Here is a 16,824-nt window from a genome sequence, read left to right on the forward strand (position 1 = left end):
TAAATCAATGAAAACAAGTATTAAAGAATATTTACAAGAGCATGACAAAGCCCAGATCAATGATCTAGCAGCAGCTCTAGGAAAGGAAGGGTCTAAGGATTTCCGTGACTTGGTCAAAACCATCTCTCTGATGGAACGCCGTCATGAGTTGAAATTCGAAGATGATGGCTCTCTTCGTTTGGCTCAAAAGAAGGCCCCAGTTATTACCCTCAAGGGGATCTTTCATGCGCATAAGAATGGCTTTGGCTTTGTCAGTTTAGAAGGCGAAGAAGAGGACCTCTTTGTTGGCCGAAATGATGTTAATCACGCTATCGATGGTGACACCGTTGAGATCGTCATTACCAAGGTAGCAGACCGAAACAAGGGAACGGCAGCAGAAGCTAAGATTATTGATGTCTTGGAGCATAGCATCAAAACGGTAGTTGGACAAATCGTTCTGGATGAGGAAAAGCCTAGATATGCCGGCTACATTCGTTCGAAAAATCAAAAGATCAGCCAGCTGATCTATGTGAAGAAGCCAGCCATCCAATTGGAAGGGACCGAAATCCTCAAAGTCGAAATTGATCAATACCCGAGCCGCAAACACAATTATTTTGTGGCGACGGTGCGGGATGTGGTCGGTCATGTGACAGATCCAGGAATCGATGTCTTGGAAGTGTTAGAATCCATGGACATCGTCTCAGAATTTCCAGAAGAAGTGCTGAAAGAGGCTGATCAGGTTCCAGATGCACCGTCTGCTAAGGATTTAGAGGGACGGTTAGATCTGCGAGATGAGATCACCTTTACGATTGATGGGGCAGATGCCAAAGACTTGGACGATGCAGTCCATATCAAGCTACTCAAGAACGGCAACTTTGAGCTGGGTGTTCACATCGCAGATGTTTCTTATTATGTTACAGAAGGTACAGCACTCGACAAGGAAGCTCTAAATCGGGCAACCTCTGTCTATGTGACCGACCGAGTAGTACCCATGTTGCCAGAGCGTCTCTCCAATGGGATCTGTTCTTTAAATCCGAATGTGGACCGCCTGACCCAGTCTGCCATCATGGAGATCGATCCTCATGGCAAGGTCGTCAAGCATACCATTACCCAAACAGTGATCAATACAACCTTCCGAATGACCTATAGCGACGTCAATGATATCTTAGCGGGAGACGAAGAAAAGGCTCAAACCTTTAAGAAAATTGTCCCAAGTATTCATCAAATGGCCACCTTGCATGGCATTCTAGAAAGCATGCGGATTCGTCGCGGCGCCCTTAATTTTGATACCAATGAGGCTAAAATCCTGGTCAATAAAGAAGGAAAACCGGTCGATATCGTTTTGCGTCAAAGAGGAATTGCCGAGCGGATGATTGAGTCCTTTATGCTGATCGCTAATGAGACAGTGGCGGAGCACTTTACGCGACTGAAACTACCGTTCATCTACCGGATCCATGAAGATCCAAAGGCAGAAAAAGTACAGAAGTTTATCGATTATGCTTCTAGTTTTGGAATCCAAATCTACGGAACGGCTAGTGAGATGAGTCAAGAAGCCCTGCAAGAAATTATGCGCAAGGTCGAAGGAGAACCCTATGCGGATGTCCTTTCGATGATGTTGTTGCGCTCGATGCAGCAGGCTCGCTACTCAGAGCATAACCATGGCCACTATGGCCTTGCTGCTGAGTATTATACCCACTTTACCAGTCCCATCCGTCGGTATCCGGACCTGATGGTTCATCGAATGGTGCGCGAATACGGAAAATCTCAAGATGTGGCTGAACACTTTGAACAAGTCCTTCCAGACATTGCCAGCCAATCCTCTAGTCGAGAGCGCCGGGCTATTGATGCGGAGCGCGAAGTAGAAGCCATGAAGAAGGCTGAATACATGGAAGACTTTGTTGGGGAAGAGTACGATGCCGTGGTTTCCAGTGTGGTGAAATTTGGTCTCTTTGTGGAGTTGCCAAATACGGTTGAAGGCTTGATCCATATTACCAATCTCCCTGAATTCTACCATTTTAATGAACGAGATCTAACCCTTCGCGGAGAAAAATCAGGAGTGACCTTCCGTGTTGGTCAGCAAATCCGGATCAAGGTAGAAAGAGCCGACAAGATGACAGGAGAGATTGATTTCTCTTATATTCCAAGTGAATGGGATGTCGTCGAAAAAGGTCTCAAGTCTAAAGGACGTGACCGAGATGGCAATCGTAGAGATCGCAGACGCAAGGACAAAAAAGTTTCTAAGGGATCAACCGCTAGAAAAGATGACAAGCGGAAAGATTCTTCCTCTAAATCCAAAAAGAAAAAAGGGAAGAAACCATTTTACAAGGAAGTAGCAAAGAAAGGAGCCAAACATGGCAAAGGGCGAAGGAAAGGTAGTCGCGCAAAATAAAAAGGCGAGACATGACTACACCATCGTGGATACGATTGAAGCAGGGATGGTGCTGACGGGGACAGAGATCAAAAGTGTCCGTGCAGCACGCATTAACTTGAAAGATGGCTTTGCGCAAGTTAAAAATGGCGAAGTTTGGCTTAGCAATGTCCACATTGCCCCTTACGAGGAAGGCAATATCTGGAACCAAGATCCAGACCGTCGTCGCAAGCTCCTTCTTCATAAAAAGCAAATCCAAAAGCTGGACCAAGACACCAAAGGGACCGGAATGACCTTGGTGCCTTTGAAGGTCTATCTCAAGGATGGCTATGCCAAATTGCTTTTGGGGCTCGCTAAAGGGAAACATGATTATGACAAGCGTGAATCCATCAAACGTCGGGAACAAAACCGAGACATCGCACGGGTCATGAAACAATACAATACACGTTAAAGAAAAAGGCAGTTTTGAAACTTGTTTCAGATCTGTCTTTTTTCTTAGAGATGGGCTCTCCTTTTTCTAACTTGTAAAAAGGGGCTTTTTTCTGTATGATAAGGGTAGTGAAAGAAAAAGGAGAAGCAGCATGACACAAAAATTGATCGCCTACAAGCGCATGCCTATCTGGACCAAGGATAGCATGCCAGAAGCTCTTCAAAGAAAGCACAATACCAAGGTCGGAACCTGGGGGAAGATTACTGTTTTAAAGGGTCAGTTACGATTTATTGAATTGACCGAAGAGGGGGAAGAAATCGCAAGCCACCTCTTTGAAGCAGGAGCAGAGAACCCCATGGCCGAGCCCCAGGCCTGGCACCGTGTCGAAGCGGCGACTGATGATGTGGAGTGGTACTTGGAATTTTACTGTGAGCCAAAAGATTATTTCCCCAAAAAATACAACACCAATCCTGTCCATTCAGAAGTGCTAGAAGCAGTGGGAATTGTCCCAGCTGGAAAGGCACTGGATTTAGGATGCGGGCAAGGCCGCAACGCCCTCTTTTTGGCCCAACATGGCTTTGACGTGACAGCAGTGGATCAAAATGAGCTGGCACTTGAGATCTTACAAAGTATTGTCGCTGAGGAAGATCTAGAGATGCCAGTGGGACTCTATGATATCAATGCTGCAGCTCTTACCCAAAACTATGACTTCATCGTATCGACTGTGGTCCTCATGTTTTTAGAGGCTGATCGGATTCCAGCGATTATCCGCAATATGCAAGAGCATACCAATCCAGGGGGCTACAATCTCATTGTCTGTGCCATGGATACGGAAGATTATCCTTGCCATATGCCCTTCTCGTTTACCTTTAAAGAAGGAGAATTGGCGGAGTATTACAAGGATTGGGAATTGGTCAAGTACAATGAAAATCCAGGCCATCTCCATCGTCGAGATGAGAATGGCCATCGGATTCAACTTCGATTTGCAACCATGTTGGCAAAGAAAAAATAAAGAAAAAGCAGGATGTTAAGATCCTGCCTTCATATTGAAGACAAAGTCATATAAAAAACTTTCCTTAGGTGAGTACGGACGTCAGCGAACTTCTTCGAAGTTCCAAGACTTAGTTTTGAGCCTAGGGTCTCAAAACTCCCGAGTGCCTGAAACGTTATTGTTTCAGGCACTTTTCTCACAGCGGAAAGTTTCGATATTTTCTTGAATCGATTTAAAAATTGGAACTCATTTTTATTTTTTTTGCAAAATCGCTTAACTTATTTTACTTTAAAGTAATTTGTCTACATTCTAAAAGCAGGATCCTAGCATCCTGCTTTTTGCTTTCTACAAACAAGTTGAACAAGGTGATCTGAATGTTGTTCATTTGCCAAAAAGAAAAACCTTCTCCATAAAGGTAGGAAAAGGTTGGGGGATTTAGTTCCAGCTAGCAAAGTCGCAGACACTGAGAATAATGGTTGCAATTTCGATTGGCTCTTCTTTCGCACCGGATTCTAGCCAGGTCACAATCACAGATTCGATGGTAGCAATGAAAATTTCTAGACCAAACTTGTATGGAACTTGAAAGTCTGAAATGATGTGTTCTTTCGAATGAGGAGTATCGTCTAGTGCATGGAGGGTAAAACTTCTTACTAATTTACGGAAGTCCGAGCAACAGGATTGGGACAATGCATAAATAAAATCATAATTCTCTTTAATAGTAGTCAAGACATTGAGAAAGTTTACCTTGACAGGGCTTCCTTCAACGAAGAGGCTATCCAATTCTTGCATCATGTCCATTTTCATTTGCTCAAACATGTCGTATTTATCGACATAGTGCAAGTAGAAGGTCCCGCGGTTAATCCCAGCGGTTTCAGTTAATTGTCGAATAGTGATGCTTTCAAAAGGTTGTTGCAAGAGGAGTTTTGAGAGCGCATTTCGTAAGTCTGACTTGGTTGTTGTTTGTCTTTGGCGTACCATATGTTCCTTTCTGTAGTTATATAAATTTATTCTTATTTATTTGACGTTAAAATAATTTATATGTTAAATAATTTCACGACACTAACAAAGAGCATTATACTCCAAAAGAATAAATTAGACAACAATTCTCATTTTTGTACAGATAACGAAAAGTGTACAAAAATTTTATAAGTTTATGAATGACGGGCACTGGCAAGATTTTGTGAAAACCTCACAACAATTAGTGATTTAAAATAATTCCCTCCTAAAAAAATGGTCAGGAAATTTTTAGGAAAAGGAGGAACAAGATGGAAAAGGGAGTGTAATAAACCAAAAGAGGCTGGGACAAAAGTCCTAGCCTCTCAATTATTTTTGGATTGTCGAGCAAGACGCAGTGGTTGAGTGGGCTCTACTACGTTGATTTCATCAGCTTATACAGCCCTACTCAACTGTGCGGAGGTGGGACGACGAAATCGAATTCTAACGAATTACCGATTTCTGTCCCACTCTCTCTTTATTTGATAAAAGTTGTCACGATCAAATTGAAATTTAAGATAGTTAAGACAATCGCAACGAGATAGCCTAAGAACGTATTCCATTTCGCATTGACATGCTCTCCCATGATTTCCTTGTTGGAGGTGAAATAAACCAGAGGGAAGATGGAGAATGGAAGAGCTGCTGATAGGAAGACTTGAGAGTAGACTAGAAGGTCGTCGAGGACATGTTCCTGATCTCCAAATAAGATCGCAACGATGATGACAGGAAGAAGGGCGATGATCCGAGTCATGAGACGCACCACCCATTGTGGCAGTCGGAATCGTAAGAAACCTTCCATAACGATTTGACCAGTTAGGGTCCCAGTAATGGTTGAATTTTGACCACTAGCTAACAAAGCGATGGCAAAGAGGGTGGACAAGAAGGGACTAGCGATAGCACCGGCAATGTGGTTATCCTTGAGGGCATTGTACATGCTAGAAAAAGCACCGATCTTATCCCCGTGACCGAAGAAGAGGGCCGCTCCAAGAATCAAGAGGAGGGAGTTGACGACAAAGGCCAAGCTCAATTCAATATTTGAATCCCAGGTCATAAAGCGCACTGCCCGTTTGATATCTGCTGGATCCTTGTAGTCCACCTTTCGCGTTTGCGAAATGGAAGAGTGGAGATAGAGGTTGTGGGGCATTACGGTTGCCCCGATGATTCCAAGCGCCAAGGTCAAGGCCTCATTTCCTTTTGGAAGCCCAATTCCTAGCACCTCTTTTTGAGGCAGGAAGCCAGCGAAGATTCCTCCGATATCAGGTTTCGATAGAAAAACCAGATAGCCAAAAATTGCAAGGATCGTGAGGATCAAGGTTGAAACGATGGCCTCGATCTTTCGAAATCCTAGATGCATGAGCCCCAGTAATAGGAAGACATCAAAGATAGTAATCAGAATGGAAAAGAGCAGAGGCCAACCAAAGAGGAGGTGAAGGGCAATCCCTGAGCCAATGACTTCTGCTAAATCTGTCGCCATCAAGGCAAGCTCGATCACAATCCAAAGAGTATAGCGAAGCCATTTTGGCAAATGATGGGCGGTTGTTTGGGCCAGATCCTTACGATGGACAATCCCTAGTTTACCAGCCATTTGTTGCAACTGCATGGCGATTAAAGACGAGAGAAGAACCACTGATAAGAGGAGGTAGCGGTATTGGGCCCCTCCAACGACACTCGTAATCCAGTTTCCCGGATCCATATAGCCGACAGCTACTAGACTTCCTGGCCCTGAAAAGAGCAGGAGAGTCTTCCAAAAAGGGATCCCTTTTGGCACGTCAATAGATTGGTTGATTTCTTGAAGTGATTTCCTTTCAAACTGTTGTAAACTCACAATGAGCCTTCTTTCTAAGAATAAATCAAATTTGTCTCTAATTATAGCATAAAATTTATAATCCTTCATGATAATTTAGGATAACCTTGTTTTTCACTACCTCGATTTCTTTGTAATCTATACGAAAAGGACTATAATATAGATAGGAAATAGGAGGGAGGAGAGAAAAAATGGCCTACATCGAAATGCAGCACTGTTACAAGCGATACACTAGTGGAGAAACGGAGATTCTCGCTAATCAGGATGTTTCTTTTGAGATTGAAAAAGGCGAATTGGTCATTATTTTAGGGGCGTCAGGAGCTGGAAAATCAACGGTTCTCAATATCTTAGGAGGGATGGACACGAATGACGAAGGGCAGGTCCTGATTGATGGGGTGGATATTTCTAAGCTCAATTCCCATCAACGAACGGATTATCGACGAGATGACGTTGGCTTTGTCTTTCAATTTTATAATTTAGTAGCCAATCTGACAGCCAAGGAAAATGTCGAATTGGCTTCAGAAATCGTCTCTGATGCCTTGGATCCGGAAGCCGTTTTAAGAGAAGTAGGACTTGGCAATCGTCTTGATAATTTTCCTGCCCAATTGTCAGGTGGAGAGCAACAACGGGTGGCGATCGCTCGAGCAGTGGCGAAAAACCCTAAAATTCTCCTTTGCGATGAGCCTACAGGAGCCTTAGACTACCAGACAGGTAAGCAAGTATTGGGGATTTTACAGGCCATGTCTCGTAAAAAGGGAGCGACGGTCATCATCGTAACCCATAATGCTGCTTTAGCTCCGATTGCAGACCGTGTGATTCGCATGCATGATGCCAAGGTCAAGTCTATAGAAATCAATGAGTTTCCTCAAGATATTACTACACTAGAGTATTAGAAGAGGTGCTAGCATGAAACGAAAAATCTATTGGAAGGATCTGTTTGGTTCTTTTACACATTCAAAAGGACGTTTTCTCTCCATCTTAACCTTGATGTTGTTGGGAAGCTTGGCCTTGGTAGGCTTAAAGGTGACTACTCCAAATATGCATCGAACGGCTAACCAGTTTATTCAGCAACAAAAGATGCTAGATCTTGCTGTCATGGGGGACTTGGGATTAGACCAGGCAGATCAAGAAGAGCTTTTAGGAGTCAAAGGGGCGCGTGTCGAATTTGGTTCACTGCTAGATCTGACAGTGAAAGGAACAGGAGAGGCAATTCGACTTTTTTCTGCCCCAAAGAGCCTTTCTTCTTTTCGTGTGACCAAGGGTCGCCTACCAAAGAAAGAAGAGGAACTCGCTCTAGCTAGTTTTTTGGAGGCTCGCTATCAGATAGGAGATACCCTCACACTTGAAGAAAAGGCTGGAACTCGCTCTAGTTTAAAGCAAAAGCAATTCACCATTGTTGGTTTTGTTCAATCTTCTGAGCTGTGGTCTCAAAAGAATTTAGGCACTGCCATGAGTGGCAGTGGGAATCTGGATGCCTATGCTCTGGTTTCAAAAGAGGTCTTTACGACTAAACTTCCTGTGATAGCGCGGATCCAGTTTGATGATCTGCGATCTTTGGATTCTTTTTCGCAAGTCTACCAAAAACGGCTCGAAGCTCACCAAGAAGAGTTAGAAAAACTTCTGAAAGACAATGGAAGGGCTCGCTATCAAAGACTCAAGAAGGAGGCGGATGGGCAGATCCAAAAAGGCCAGAAAGAACTCAGTCGTGCCAAGGAAACACTCCAGTCAGCCAAGAATCAGATCGATCAGGCTCAAAAGCAATTAGACTTGCAGGAGACGCAACTCAGTAAACTAGCTCCATTTCTGCCAGCTAAAGAGCGAGTAGCCAGCCAAGAAAAAATCCATCAAGCTAAAGAACAACTAGATCAGAAAAAGAAGGACTGGACCAAAGGTGAAACGGAGCTTGCAAAAAAAGAGGAGGAGCTAAAAAAAGCCCAAACCGAGCGAGATCAGCTGGGAATTCCAACTTATCATGTTTATGATCGCAAGACCATGCCAGGCGGACAAGGTTACCTGATGTATAGCAATGCTAGTAGCAGTATCTCTGCTGTCGGAAATATTTTTCCGGTCGTTCTTTATCTGGTAGCAGCCATGGTGACCTTCACCACGATGACGCGCTTTGTCGATGAAGAGCGGACCAATGCAGGCGTTTTTAAGGCGTTGGGCTATCGAACCAAGGACATCATTTTCAAATTTGTCCTCTATGGATTCTTTGCTGGTACGATTGGAACCCTTCTAGGAAGCTTGTTGGGGCATTATTTCCTATCGGGAATCATCTCCAACATTATTATGCAAGGGATGGTTATAGGAGAGAGCAGAGAGTATTTTTATAGGGATATAACTCTGATTGCGCTCGGACTGTCTTTCATTGCAAGTGTGCTTCCAGCTTACTGGGTTGCTCGTAAGGAATTAAAAGAAGAAGCCAATCTCTTATTACTGCCCAAGCCACCGGTATCCGGTTCGAAAATTTTTCTGGAGCGTCTCCATTTTATTTGGAAACGTCTGAATTTCACGCACAAGGTTACTGCTCGCAATCTCTTTCGTTACAAACAACGGATGCTGATGACCATTTTTGGAGTGGCGGGTTCTGTTGCTCTTCTCTTTGCAGGGCTAGGGATTCAATCTTCTGTAGGAAGTGTTTCCAAACGCCAATTTCAAGAGATCCTATCTTATGAGTTGATTGTAGCCAAAAAAACGAATGCCTCCTACCAAGAAAGCAAAGAACTAACCAATCGTCTGGCAAAATCAGACATCAAGGATTATCGAGCTATCTATAGTAAGGTCATTGAAGCTTCTTTAAAAAATGGACACGACAAACAGACCGTTATGATGTTGGTTACGGATCGTGCAGATTTTTCTCCCTTTGTCAGCCTGCGTTCTTTCAAGCAAGGGGAGTCCTTGTCTCTAAAGAAAGGGGTTATCATCAGTAGCAAACTGGCACAACTAGCCCAGGTTACAGTTGGGGATCGACTGACCCTAGATGGTCACACTTTTAAGGTGGCAGGAATCACTGAAAATTATGTCGGCCATTTTATCTATATGGATCAGGCAAGTTACCAAAAAATCTACGGAGAGCGGACTTCAGAAAACAGCTATTTGGTACAGCTGCGAAATTCATCCACACAACAAGTGCAAGCAGTTAGTCGGGACATGATGGCTCTTGCAGCTGTGAAGGCAGTCAGCCAAAATGCTTCGATGATTTCTCTCTTTAACTCAGTTGCCAAATCGTTGGACACCACCATGATGATTCTAGTAGTCGTATCGGTTTTGTTAGCTATCGTGATCTTGTATAATTTAACCAATATCAATGTAGCAGAACGGATTCGTGAATTATCGACCATCAAGGTCTTGGGATTCCATAATAAGGAAGTGACACTCTATATTTACCGCGAAACCATCTTATTGTCTATCATAGGGATCCTCATGGGGTTAGTGGGTGGCTATTATCTTCATCAATTTCTTATTGCCATGATTGCACCAGATGCCATTCTCTTTTACCCCAAAGTAGGACTTGGTGTTTTCCTCTTCCCTGTAGGAGGACTGATCCTTCTTTTGGTCCTGTTAGGAATTTATGTTGACCATTATCTCCGAAAAGTAGATATGCTCGAAGCCCTCAAATCAGTAGACTAAGATACAAAGCCGTTAAGCAACTCAAAGGAAAATAGGAAATCCAACGACGAAGCGTCCGCTTCTAGTTGGATTTATCTTTTTCCAAAGAGTTGTAGGCGTGTTCGTTTATAAGATACAAAGCCCGTAGCTGATAGCGACAAAATGAGCCCTCTAACCTTATTTTTCATTTCGAGCAGCACAGAATTCTCATAAAACGTTCACCTCAGGGTGGAAGTTTTTCTTCTCTTTGTTATAATGGAGAGTAGGAGAAGATCATGACTAAAATTGCTTTACTTTCAGATATTCATGGAAATACGACAGCTTTGGAAGCTGTCCTAGAGGATAGTCGAAAAGCCAAGGTGGATGAATATTGGCTCTTGGGAGATAGTTTGATGCCTGGAACAGGCAGACGCGCTCTTTTGGAGCTGTTAGAGGAGCTTCCTATTACGGTGAAAGTCCTTGGAAACTGGGAAGATAGTCTTTGGCGCGCCATGAGGGGGATGTTGGATGAGACTAGACCAAGTCATCGCTACCTTATGCGCCAGTGTCAATATATTCTTGAAGAAATCACGCCTCAGGAAATTGAAGCCATGCAGGAAATGCCCATGCAGGTCCATAGAGAAATCGCCGGTTTAAAGATCGGCATTACCCACCACTTACCCGATAAGAATTGGGGTCGGGAATTGATCCACATTGGTGAGCAGAAGGATTTTGATCGCTTGGTGACAAACCCGTCTTGTGATATTGCAGTTTACGGACACATTCACCAGCAGTTTTTTCGCTACGGGACAGGAGGAGAACTGATCATCAATCCTGGGTCGATCGGTCAACCTTTCTTTTTGGAAAAGAATCTTCGCAAGGATCTTCGGGCCATGTATGCCATTCTTGAATTTGATCAAACGGGGCTAAAAGATATCGATTTTAAACGGGTGGATTATGATGTGCAAAAAGAACTTCAACTGGCAAAAGACCTCCATCTTCCTTATTATCAAGTGTATTATGAAAGTTTGGTCAATGGCATTCATCATACCCACAATCATGAGCTACTTCATGAAATTGAGCAGAGAGAAGGTCATGATCGAGAAATCGATGCTTGGTTAGAGGACTTTTTCCAATAGTGTAACTGTTGACATTACAACAAAAACTAGTATAATAAGGGTAGTAAGAGTCGTCTATTGACAATCGTCCAATAGATGCCACTTTCAGAACAGGCAGAAAGGAGAAAAGACATGCAAATTTCGAGTCGGTTTACCATTGGAACCCATGTACTAGTGATGATTGCCCTAAAAGGGGACTGTACCAAGGTGACCAGTGATATGATTGCTGAGAGTGTTGGGGTGAACCCGGTCATTATTCGAAAGACCTTGTCTCAGTTAAAGAAAGCGGGATTGATCCATGTAGCGCGTGGGACAGGAGGAGCTGAACTCGCTAAAGCAGCCGATGAGATCAGTCTGCTGGATATCTATCAAGCGGTCGAATGCTTAGGTTCGACAGGCCAATTATTTGGTTTCCATGAAAAACCCAATCCAAATTGCCCAATAGGTCACAATATCCACCATGTCTTAGATGGGAAGCTCGAAGACATTCAGACTGCTATGGAAAAAGAGATGGCTCAAACCAGCCTAAAAGAAGTCGTAGAAGACGCGCAGAAAAGAATGGACCTCGAATCGGTTTCATAAGAAAATGAGAATGGGACAGGAATCGGTCATTCGTTAGAATTCGATTTCGTCGTCCCACCTCCGCACAGTTGAGTAGGGCTGTAAAAGCTGATGAAATCAGCGCAGTAGAGCCCACTCAACCACTGCGTCTTGCTCGACAATCCAAAGACAATTGAGAGGCTAGGACTTTTGTCCCAGCCTCATTTTTTATATTTATTGACGAAACATTCTGTTTGCTGCGACTTGGATCTACAAAAGGATTAGTCAAAATACAGCAAGTCTTTGCTGGTTTCTGTAAAGAGTCCAAAGCCATCTTTTGTTACATAGCCACAGTCTTCAATTCGAACCCCGACTTTTCCAGGGATGTAGATCCCCGGTTCGACTGAGAAGCACATGCCTTCTTCAAGTACCAGGTCATTTCCTTCCATAATAGAAGGGAATTCATGCACATCCATACCGATACCGTGTCCAAGGCGGTGGTTGAAGTATTCACCATAGCCAGCTTTTTCAATGACGCTCCGTGCAGCACGGTCAACGTCATGTGCGGTTACACCAGGTTTGATCATATCGATGGCTGCTTGTTGAGCTTCTAACGTCAAGTGGTAGATTTCTTTTTTGAAATCATCCGGTTTTCCAACCGCGACGGTACGGGTCATATCTGATGCATAACCATTGACCATACAGCCAAGGTCAAAGAGCAAGAGAGCATTGTTTTCGACTTTATTGCTTCCAGGAATTCCGTGTGGGTTAGCTGCATTATTCCCCGTCAAGACCATAGTTTCAAAGCTCATTTCATAGCCCAAGCGTTTGATGCCAAAGTCGATTTCTGCAACGATATCCGTTTCGGTTTTATCCAGTGAGATGGCGTCAAACCCCATATTGACAGCCTTATCTGCGTATTGACCGGCAACCAACATCTTTTGGATCTCATCAGCAGATTTAATCAAGCGCATGCGGTTAATCCGTGGTGTTAAGTTAGTAAATTCCGCTTTTTCAAAGACAGTGCGCAAACCATTGTACTTGGTCAGAATCAAGTTATCATATTCAAGTGCAACAGTTTTGGCATCTGGTTTAGCGATAGCCCCTTTAATCTTTTCCCAAGGGTTTTCAGAATCTACATAGCCAACTACTTGGAAATCGACAACAGCAGTCGCCCGTTCCACTTCAAGTGCAGGAACGAAGAGAAGGGGTTCGTGGTCTGTATAGACGAACAAGAAGAGTTGGCGTTCGTGGGGATCACTGTAAAATCCAGTCAGGTAATTGATCGTGACAGGATCAGATACAACAGCGACGTCTGTTTTTTCAGTTTCAAGAAAATCGACGATTTGATCTAATTTAGACATAATGCTACCTTCTTTCTATGGATCTATTTTGTCAAATTTTCCCTAAAAAAGCAAGAGTTTACAAAATTTTACCAAAATACTTGAAAGTGTTTACAATCCATGATAAAATAGGATTAATTAGAGAATGAAAACGAAATTTTCAACAATGAAAGGAAATCTTATGAATACAGACGATACAGTAACGATTTATGATGTCGCCCGTGAAGCAGGGGTTTCAATGGCAACCGTTAGTCGTGTAGTGAATGGAAATAAGAACGTTAAAGAAAATACACGTAAAAAAGTTTTGGAAGTGATCGAACGCTTGGATTACCGTCCAAATGCTGTTGCGCGTGGTCTTGCCAGCAAGAAAACCACAACGGTCGGTGTTGTGATTCCAAACATTACCAACAGCTATTTCTCTACCTTGGCTAAAGGGATTGATGACATTGCGGAAATGTACAAGTACAACATCGTCCTTGCAAATAGCGATGAAGACGATGACAAAGAAGTTTCAGTAGTAAACAACCTCTTTTCAAAACAAGTGGATGGAATCATTTTCATGGGCTATCACTTGACAGAAAAGATTCGCTCAGAGTTTTCACGCTCTCGGACGCCAGTCGTCCTTGCTGGGACAGTCGATGTAGAACACCAATTACCAAGTGTCAATATCGACTACAAGCAAGCGACAGTTGATGCTGTTGCACAATTGGCAAAACACAACAAGAAAATTGCTTTTGTAAGTGGCCCATTGGTGGATGATATCAATGGAAAAATCCGTTTGGCGGGCTATAAAGAAGCTTTGAAAACGAAAAAATTGAGCTACAGCGAAGGACTTGTCTTTGAATCGAAATACCGTTATGATGAAGGTTACAACTTGGCAGAACGCATCATTGCGTCAAAAGCAACAGCTGCTTTTGTGACAGGTGATGAATTGGCTGCAGGTCTCTTGAACGGCTTGTCTGATCACGGTATCAAAGTACCAGAAGACTTTGAAATCATTACTAGTGATGATTCACAAGTAACACGTTACACGCGTCCAAATCTATCAACGATTGGCCAACCCTTGTATGACCTAGGTGCGATTAGTATGCGTATGTTGACCAAGATCATGCACAAAGAAGAGTTGGAAGAACGCGAAGTGTTGTTGTCTCATACGATCAACCAACGTGGAACGACGAAAAAATAAGGATTAGTAGACTAGAGTCTCGACTTGGGAAGATGTGTCTACTAGTCTGAGAGGTTAGAACAAAACTGTTCTAACCTCTTTTTTATACTGCAAACAGGTAGAGACTTGCTGGGCACTCTTTATTTCGGTATAATAGAAGGTATGAAAGTTTTACTGTATTTAGAAGGAAAATCCGTATTACAAAAATCAGGAATTGGTCGAGCCTTGCAGCATCAAATGCATGCGCTTGATTTGGCTGGGATTCCGTATACGACAGATATTTTAGGAGATTATGATGTGGTGCATATCAATACCTATGGCCCACGGAGTTTCCTTTTGCTCCATGCAGCAAAACGTCGTGGAAAGAAAGTCATCATGCATGGCCATTCAACCCGTGAGGATTTTGAAAATTCCTTTATCGGGTCTAACTTTTTTGCGCCCTTGTTTGGGAAATATTTGGCTCACATGTACCAAAAGGCGGACTATGTCATCACGCCTTCGGAGTATTCCAAACACTTGATTCAGTCCTATGGAGTGACAACACCGATTATTGCGGTCTCCAATGGGATTGATTTGGAAAAATACAAGAAGGATCCGAAAAAAGAAGAAGTCTTTCGCAAGCATTTTAATATCCAAGAAGGCCAAAAAGTTGTTATCTGTGCGGGTCTGTATTTTAAACGCAAAGGGATTGAAGATTTCGTAGAAGTGGCTCGTCGCATGCCGGATGTGCGCTTTATTTGGCTTGGATCGATTAACAAATGGATCATTCCGCGTAAGATTCGTCGCATAGTGGAAAAGGATCATCCTAGTAATGTGGAATTCCCTGGCTATTTCAAGGGAGCGGTCTTCCAAGGGGCTATGACGGGTTCAGATGCTTTCTTCTTCCCATCTTATGAAGAAACGGAAGGAATCGTTGTTTTAGAAGCCTTGGCTAGTCATCAGCATACGGTCTTGCGGGACATTCCCGTATACAATGGCTGGATCGACGAGAGCTCATCTGAATTGTGCCACAATGTGGATGAATTTGTGGATTCCTTGAACAAGGTCTTGAACGGACAAGTAGATAAGCGGGAGGCTGGCTACAAGGTTGCTGAGAGTCGTTCGATCGACTTAGTGGCTCATCAATTGGTCGAAGCCTATCAAACAGTTTTGGAGATGTAAGATGCGTGTAGGATTATTTACAGATACCTATTTCCCGCAAGTTTCGGGAGTGGCGACCAGCATTCGGACGCTCAAAACAGAATTAGAAAAATTGGGTCACACGGTCTTTATCTTTACGACAACGGATAAAGATGTGAACCGCTATGAAGATTGGCAGATTATTCGGATTCCAAGTGTGCCTTTCTTCGCCTTTAAGGACCGCCGCGTTGCTTATCGTGGTTTTTCAAAGGCACTTGCCATTGCCAAGCAATACCAGTTGGATATTATCCATACCCAGACTGAGTTTTCATTAGGCCTTTTGGGAGTTTGGATTGGACGCGAATTGCGGATTCCAGTCATTCATACCTACCATACCCAGTATGAGGACTATGTCCGCTATATTGCGAGAGGCATGGTCATTCGCCCAAGTATGGTCAAATACATTGTGAGAAGTTACATGAATGATCTGGACGGCGTGATCTGCCCAAGCGAGATCGTCTATGACTTGCTCCAAAAGTACAAGGTCAAGGCAGAAAAACGCATTATTCCGACAGGGATTGATTTGGCCAAGTTTGACCGGCCAGAAATTACTCCGACAGAGACTGCGGCTCTTCGTGAAAAATATGAAGTCGCAGAAGATGAAACGCTTTTATTGAGCTTGTCGCGGGTCTCTTATGAAAAAAATATTCAGGCTGTTATTGCGGCTCTTCCTGATGTCCTTCAGGTCAATCAAAAAGTCAAGTTGATTGTGGCTGGGGATGGACCTTATTTGGATGATCTGAAAAAACAAGCGGCGAAACTTGGCGTTTCAGATGCGGTTGTCTTTACAGGGATGATCCCACCAAATGAGACAGCTCTTTACTATAAGGCGGCTGACTTCTTTATTTCAGCTTCAACGAGTGAGACGCAAGGGTTGACTTATTTAGAGAGTATTGCGAGTGGTACCCCGATCATCGCTCATGGCAATCCTTATCTCGATCATGTGATTGATGACCCTATGTTTGGAAAGCTCTTTTATGAAGAGAGTGATCTGGCACAAGCGATTCTTGAAGCGATTGAGGAGATGCCTCCAATCGATGAGACCAAGTGGGCAGAAAAGATTGATGATATTTCTGCAGCAACCTTTGGCCGTCGGGTCTACGAATTTTACTTGGATAAAATCATCTCTAAAGACTTTTCAAATGATTTGAATCCTGAGCAAAGTCGGGTTAAGCGGATGTCTAAGACCATTGTGAAAATCCCGACCAAGGTGATTGCTCTTCCGGTCAATGGATCTGTGAAGATGATGAAGGCTTCGGTCAAACAAGTGAAGAAAATCCGTAAAATCACGCATTTCTTTGATTGAAAATGAAACTTTTTCTTGCA

Annotated in this window: 13 protein-coding genes; 10 read left to right on the forward strand and 3 right to left on the reverse strand. The window is 43.4% G+C overall.

Annotation, left to right across the window (positions count from 1 at the left end; translation table 11 throughout):
- Nucleotides 1-7: 7 nt before the first annotated feature.
- From rnr to tehB, 3 genes are all read left to right on the forward strand, one after another.
- Nucleotides 8-2,368 (forward strand): ribonuclease R, encoded by a 2,361-nt coding sequence (gene rnr / locus SM123_RS03445; protein ID WP_320909825.1) that lies wholly within the window; start codon nucleotides 8-10, stop codon nucleotides 2,366-2,368.
- On the forward strand, nucleotides 2,331-2,798 hold the full coding sequence (smpB, locus tag SM123_RS03450; RefSeq protein WP_003005443.1) for an SsrA-binding protein SmpB: 468 nt from the start codon (nucleotides 2,331-2,333) through the stop codon (nucleotides 2,796-2,798). The genes rnr and smpB overlap by 38 nt, the downstream gene beginning before the upstream one ends.
- 130 nt (nucleotides 2,799-2,928) lie before the next feature.
- Nucleotides 2,929-3,789, forward strand: a complete 861-nt coding sequence (gene tehB, locus SM123_RS03455) for an SAM-dependent methyltransferase TehB (protein WP_320909826.1) — start codon at nucleotides 2,929-2,931, stop codon at nucleotides 3,787-3,789.
- Between the two features lie 414 nt (nucleotides 3,790-4,203).
- Here the strand turns inward: tehB and SM123_RS03460 are convergent, their stop codons facing one another.
- Nucleotides 4,204-4,746, reverse strand: coding sequence for a TetR/AcrR family transcriptional regulator (locus tag SM123_RS03460; RefSeq protein ID WP_320909827.1), 543 nt, complete (start codon nucleotides 4,744-4,746; stop codon nucleotides 4,204-4,206).
- A 493-nt stretch (nucleotides 4,747-5,239) separates the two neighbouring features.
- Nucleotides 5,240-6,586: an Nramp family divalent metal transporter gene (locus tag SM123_RS03465; RefSeq protein ID WP_003013089.1), complete on the reverse strand. Its 1,347-nt coding sequence runs from the start codon at nucleotides 6,584-6,586 to the stop codon at nucleotides 5,240-5,242.
- Between the two features lie 170 nt (nucleotides 6,587-6,756).
- On the opposite strand from SM123_RS03465, the gene SM123_RS03470 reads away from it, so the two are divergent.
- The 4 genes from SM123_RS03470 (at nucleotide 6,757) to SM123_RS03485 (ending at nucleotide 11,853) form a co-directional block, all read left to right on the forward strand.
- Entirely contained in the window at nucleotides 6,757-7,458 is a 702-nt protein-coding gene (locus SM123_RS03470; protein WP_320909828.1) for an ABC transporter ATP-binding protein, read from the forward strand.
- Nucleotides 7,459-7,471: 13 nt separating this feature from the next.
- The gene (locus SM123_RS03475) at nucleotides 7,472-10,195 is read left to right on the forward strand and encodes an FtsX-like permease family protein (RefSeq protein WP_320909829.1); all 2,724 of its coding nucleotides are present in this window, start codon (nucleotides 7,472-7,474) and stop codon (nucleotides 10,193-10,195) included.
- A 254-nt stretch (nucleotides 10,196-10,449) separates the two neighbouring features.
- The gene (locus tag SM123_RS03480; protein WP_061591427.1) at nucleotides 10,450-11,292 is read left to right on the forward strand and encodes a metallophosphoesterase family protein; all 843 of its coding nucleotides are present in this window, start codon (nucleotides 10,450-10,452) and stop codon (nucleotides 11,290-11,292) included.
- 111 nt (nucleotides 11,293-11,403) lie between these two features.
- A complete protein-coding gene (locus SM123_RS03485; protein ID WP_320909830.1) occupies nucleotides 11,404-11,853 on the forward strand; it encodes an Rrf2 family transcriptional regulator in 450 nt (149 codons plus the stop codon).
- A gap of 239 nt (nucleotides 11,854-12,092) precedes the next feature.
- On the opposite strand, the gene SM123_RS03490 is transcribed toward SM123_RS03485, so the two are convergent.
- Nucleotides 12,093-13,175, reverse strand: coding sequence for a M24 family metallopeptidase (locus SM123_RS03490; RefSeq protein ID WP_024055142.1), 1,083 nt, complete (start codon nucleotides 13,173-13,175; stop codon nucleotides 12,093-12,095).
- A 160-nt stretch (nucleotides 13,176-13,335) separates the two neighbouring features.
- On the opposite strand from SM123_RS03490, the gene ccpA reads away from it, so the two are divergent.
- The 3 genes from ccpA (at nucleotide 13,336) to SM123_RS03505 (ending at nucleotide 16,804) form a co-directional block, all read left to right on the forward strand.
- Entirely contained in the window at nucleotides 13,336-14,340 is a 1,005-nt protein-coding gene (gene ccpA, locus SM123_RS03495; RefSeq protein ID WP_061591300.1) for a catabolite control protein A, read from the forward strand.
- Between the two features lie 141 nt (nucleotides 14,341-14,481).
- The gene (locus tag SM123_RS03500; protein ID WP_037599374.1) at nucleotides 14,482-15,480 is read left to right on the forward strand and encodes an LTA glycolipid anchor biosynthesis glycosyltransferase, IagA/BgsA family; all 999 of its coding nucleotides are present in this window, start codon (nucleotides 14,482-14,484) and stop codon (nucleotides 15,478-15,480) included.
- A 1-nt stretch (nucleotide 15,481) separates the two neighbouring features.
- Nucleotides 15,482-16,804: a glycosyltransferase family 4 protein gene (locus tag SM123_RS03505; protein ID WP_320909831.1), complete on the forward strand. Its 1,323-nt coding sequence runs from the start codon at nucleotides 15,482-15,484 to the stop codon at nucleotides 16,802-16,804.
- Nucleotides 16,805-16,824: the final 20 nt, after the last annotated feature.

The organism is Streptococcus sp. S5, assembly GCF_034134805.1.
GTDB classification, from domain to species: domain Bacteria; phylum Bacillota; class Bacilli; order Lactobacillales; family Streptococcaceae; genus Streptococcus; species Streptococcus lingualis.

Coding starts and splice junctions, on each gene's coding strand:
- SM123_RS03500 (WP_037599374.1), top strand. CDS start 14,482: ATGAAAGTTTTACTGTATTTAGAAGGAAAATCCGTATTACAAAAATCA.
- SM123_RS03470 (WP_320909828.1), top strand. CDS start 6,757: ATGGCCTACATCGAAATGCAGCACTGTTACAAGCGATACACTAGTGGA.
- SM123_RS03490 (WP_024055142.1), bottom strand. CDS start 13,175: ATGTCTAAATTAGATCAAATCGTCGATTTTCTTGAAACTGAAAAAACA.
- SM123_RS03475 (WP_320909829.1), top strand. CDS start 7,472: ATGAAACGAAAAATCTATTGGAAGGATCTGTTTGGTTCTTTTACACAT.
- rnr (WP_320909825.1), top strand. CDS start 8: ATGAAAACAAGTATTAAAGAATATTTACAAGAGCATGACAAAGCCCAG.
- tehB (WP_320909826.1), top strand. CDS start 2,929: ATGACACAAAAATTGATCGCCTACAAGCGCATGCCTATCTGGACCAAG.
- SM123_RS03505 (WP_320909831.1), top strand. CDS start 15,482: ATGCGTGTAGGATTATTTACAGATACCTATTTCCCGCAAGTTTCGGGA.
- SM123_RS03460 (WP_320909827.1), bottom strand. CDS start 4,746: ATGGTACGCCAAAGACAAACAACAACCAAGTCAGACTTACGAAATGCG.
- smpB (WP_003005443.1), top strand. CDS start 2,331: ATGGCAAAGGGCGAAGGAAAGGTAGTCGCGCAAAATAAAAAGGCGAGA.
- ccpA (WP_061591300.1), top strand. CDS start 13,336: ATGAATACAGACGATACAGTAACGATTTATGATGTCGCCCGTGAAGCA.
- SM123_RS03480 (WP_061591427.1), top strand. CDS start 10,450: ATGACTAAAATTGCTTTACTTTCAGATATTCATGGAAATACGACAGCT.
- SM123_RS03485 (WP_320909830.1), top strand. CDS start 11,404: ATGCAAATTTCGAGTCGGTTTACCATTGGAACCCATGTACTAGTGATG.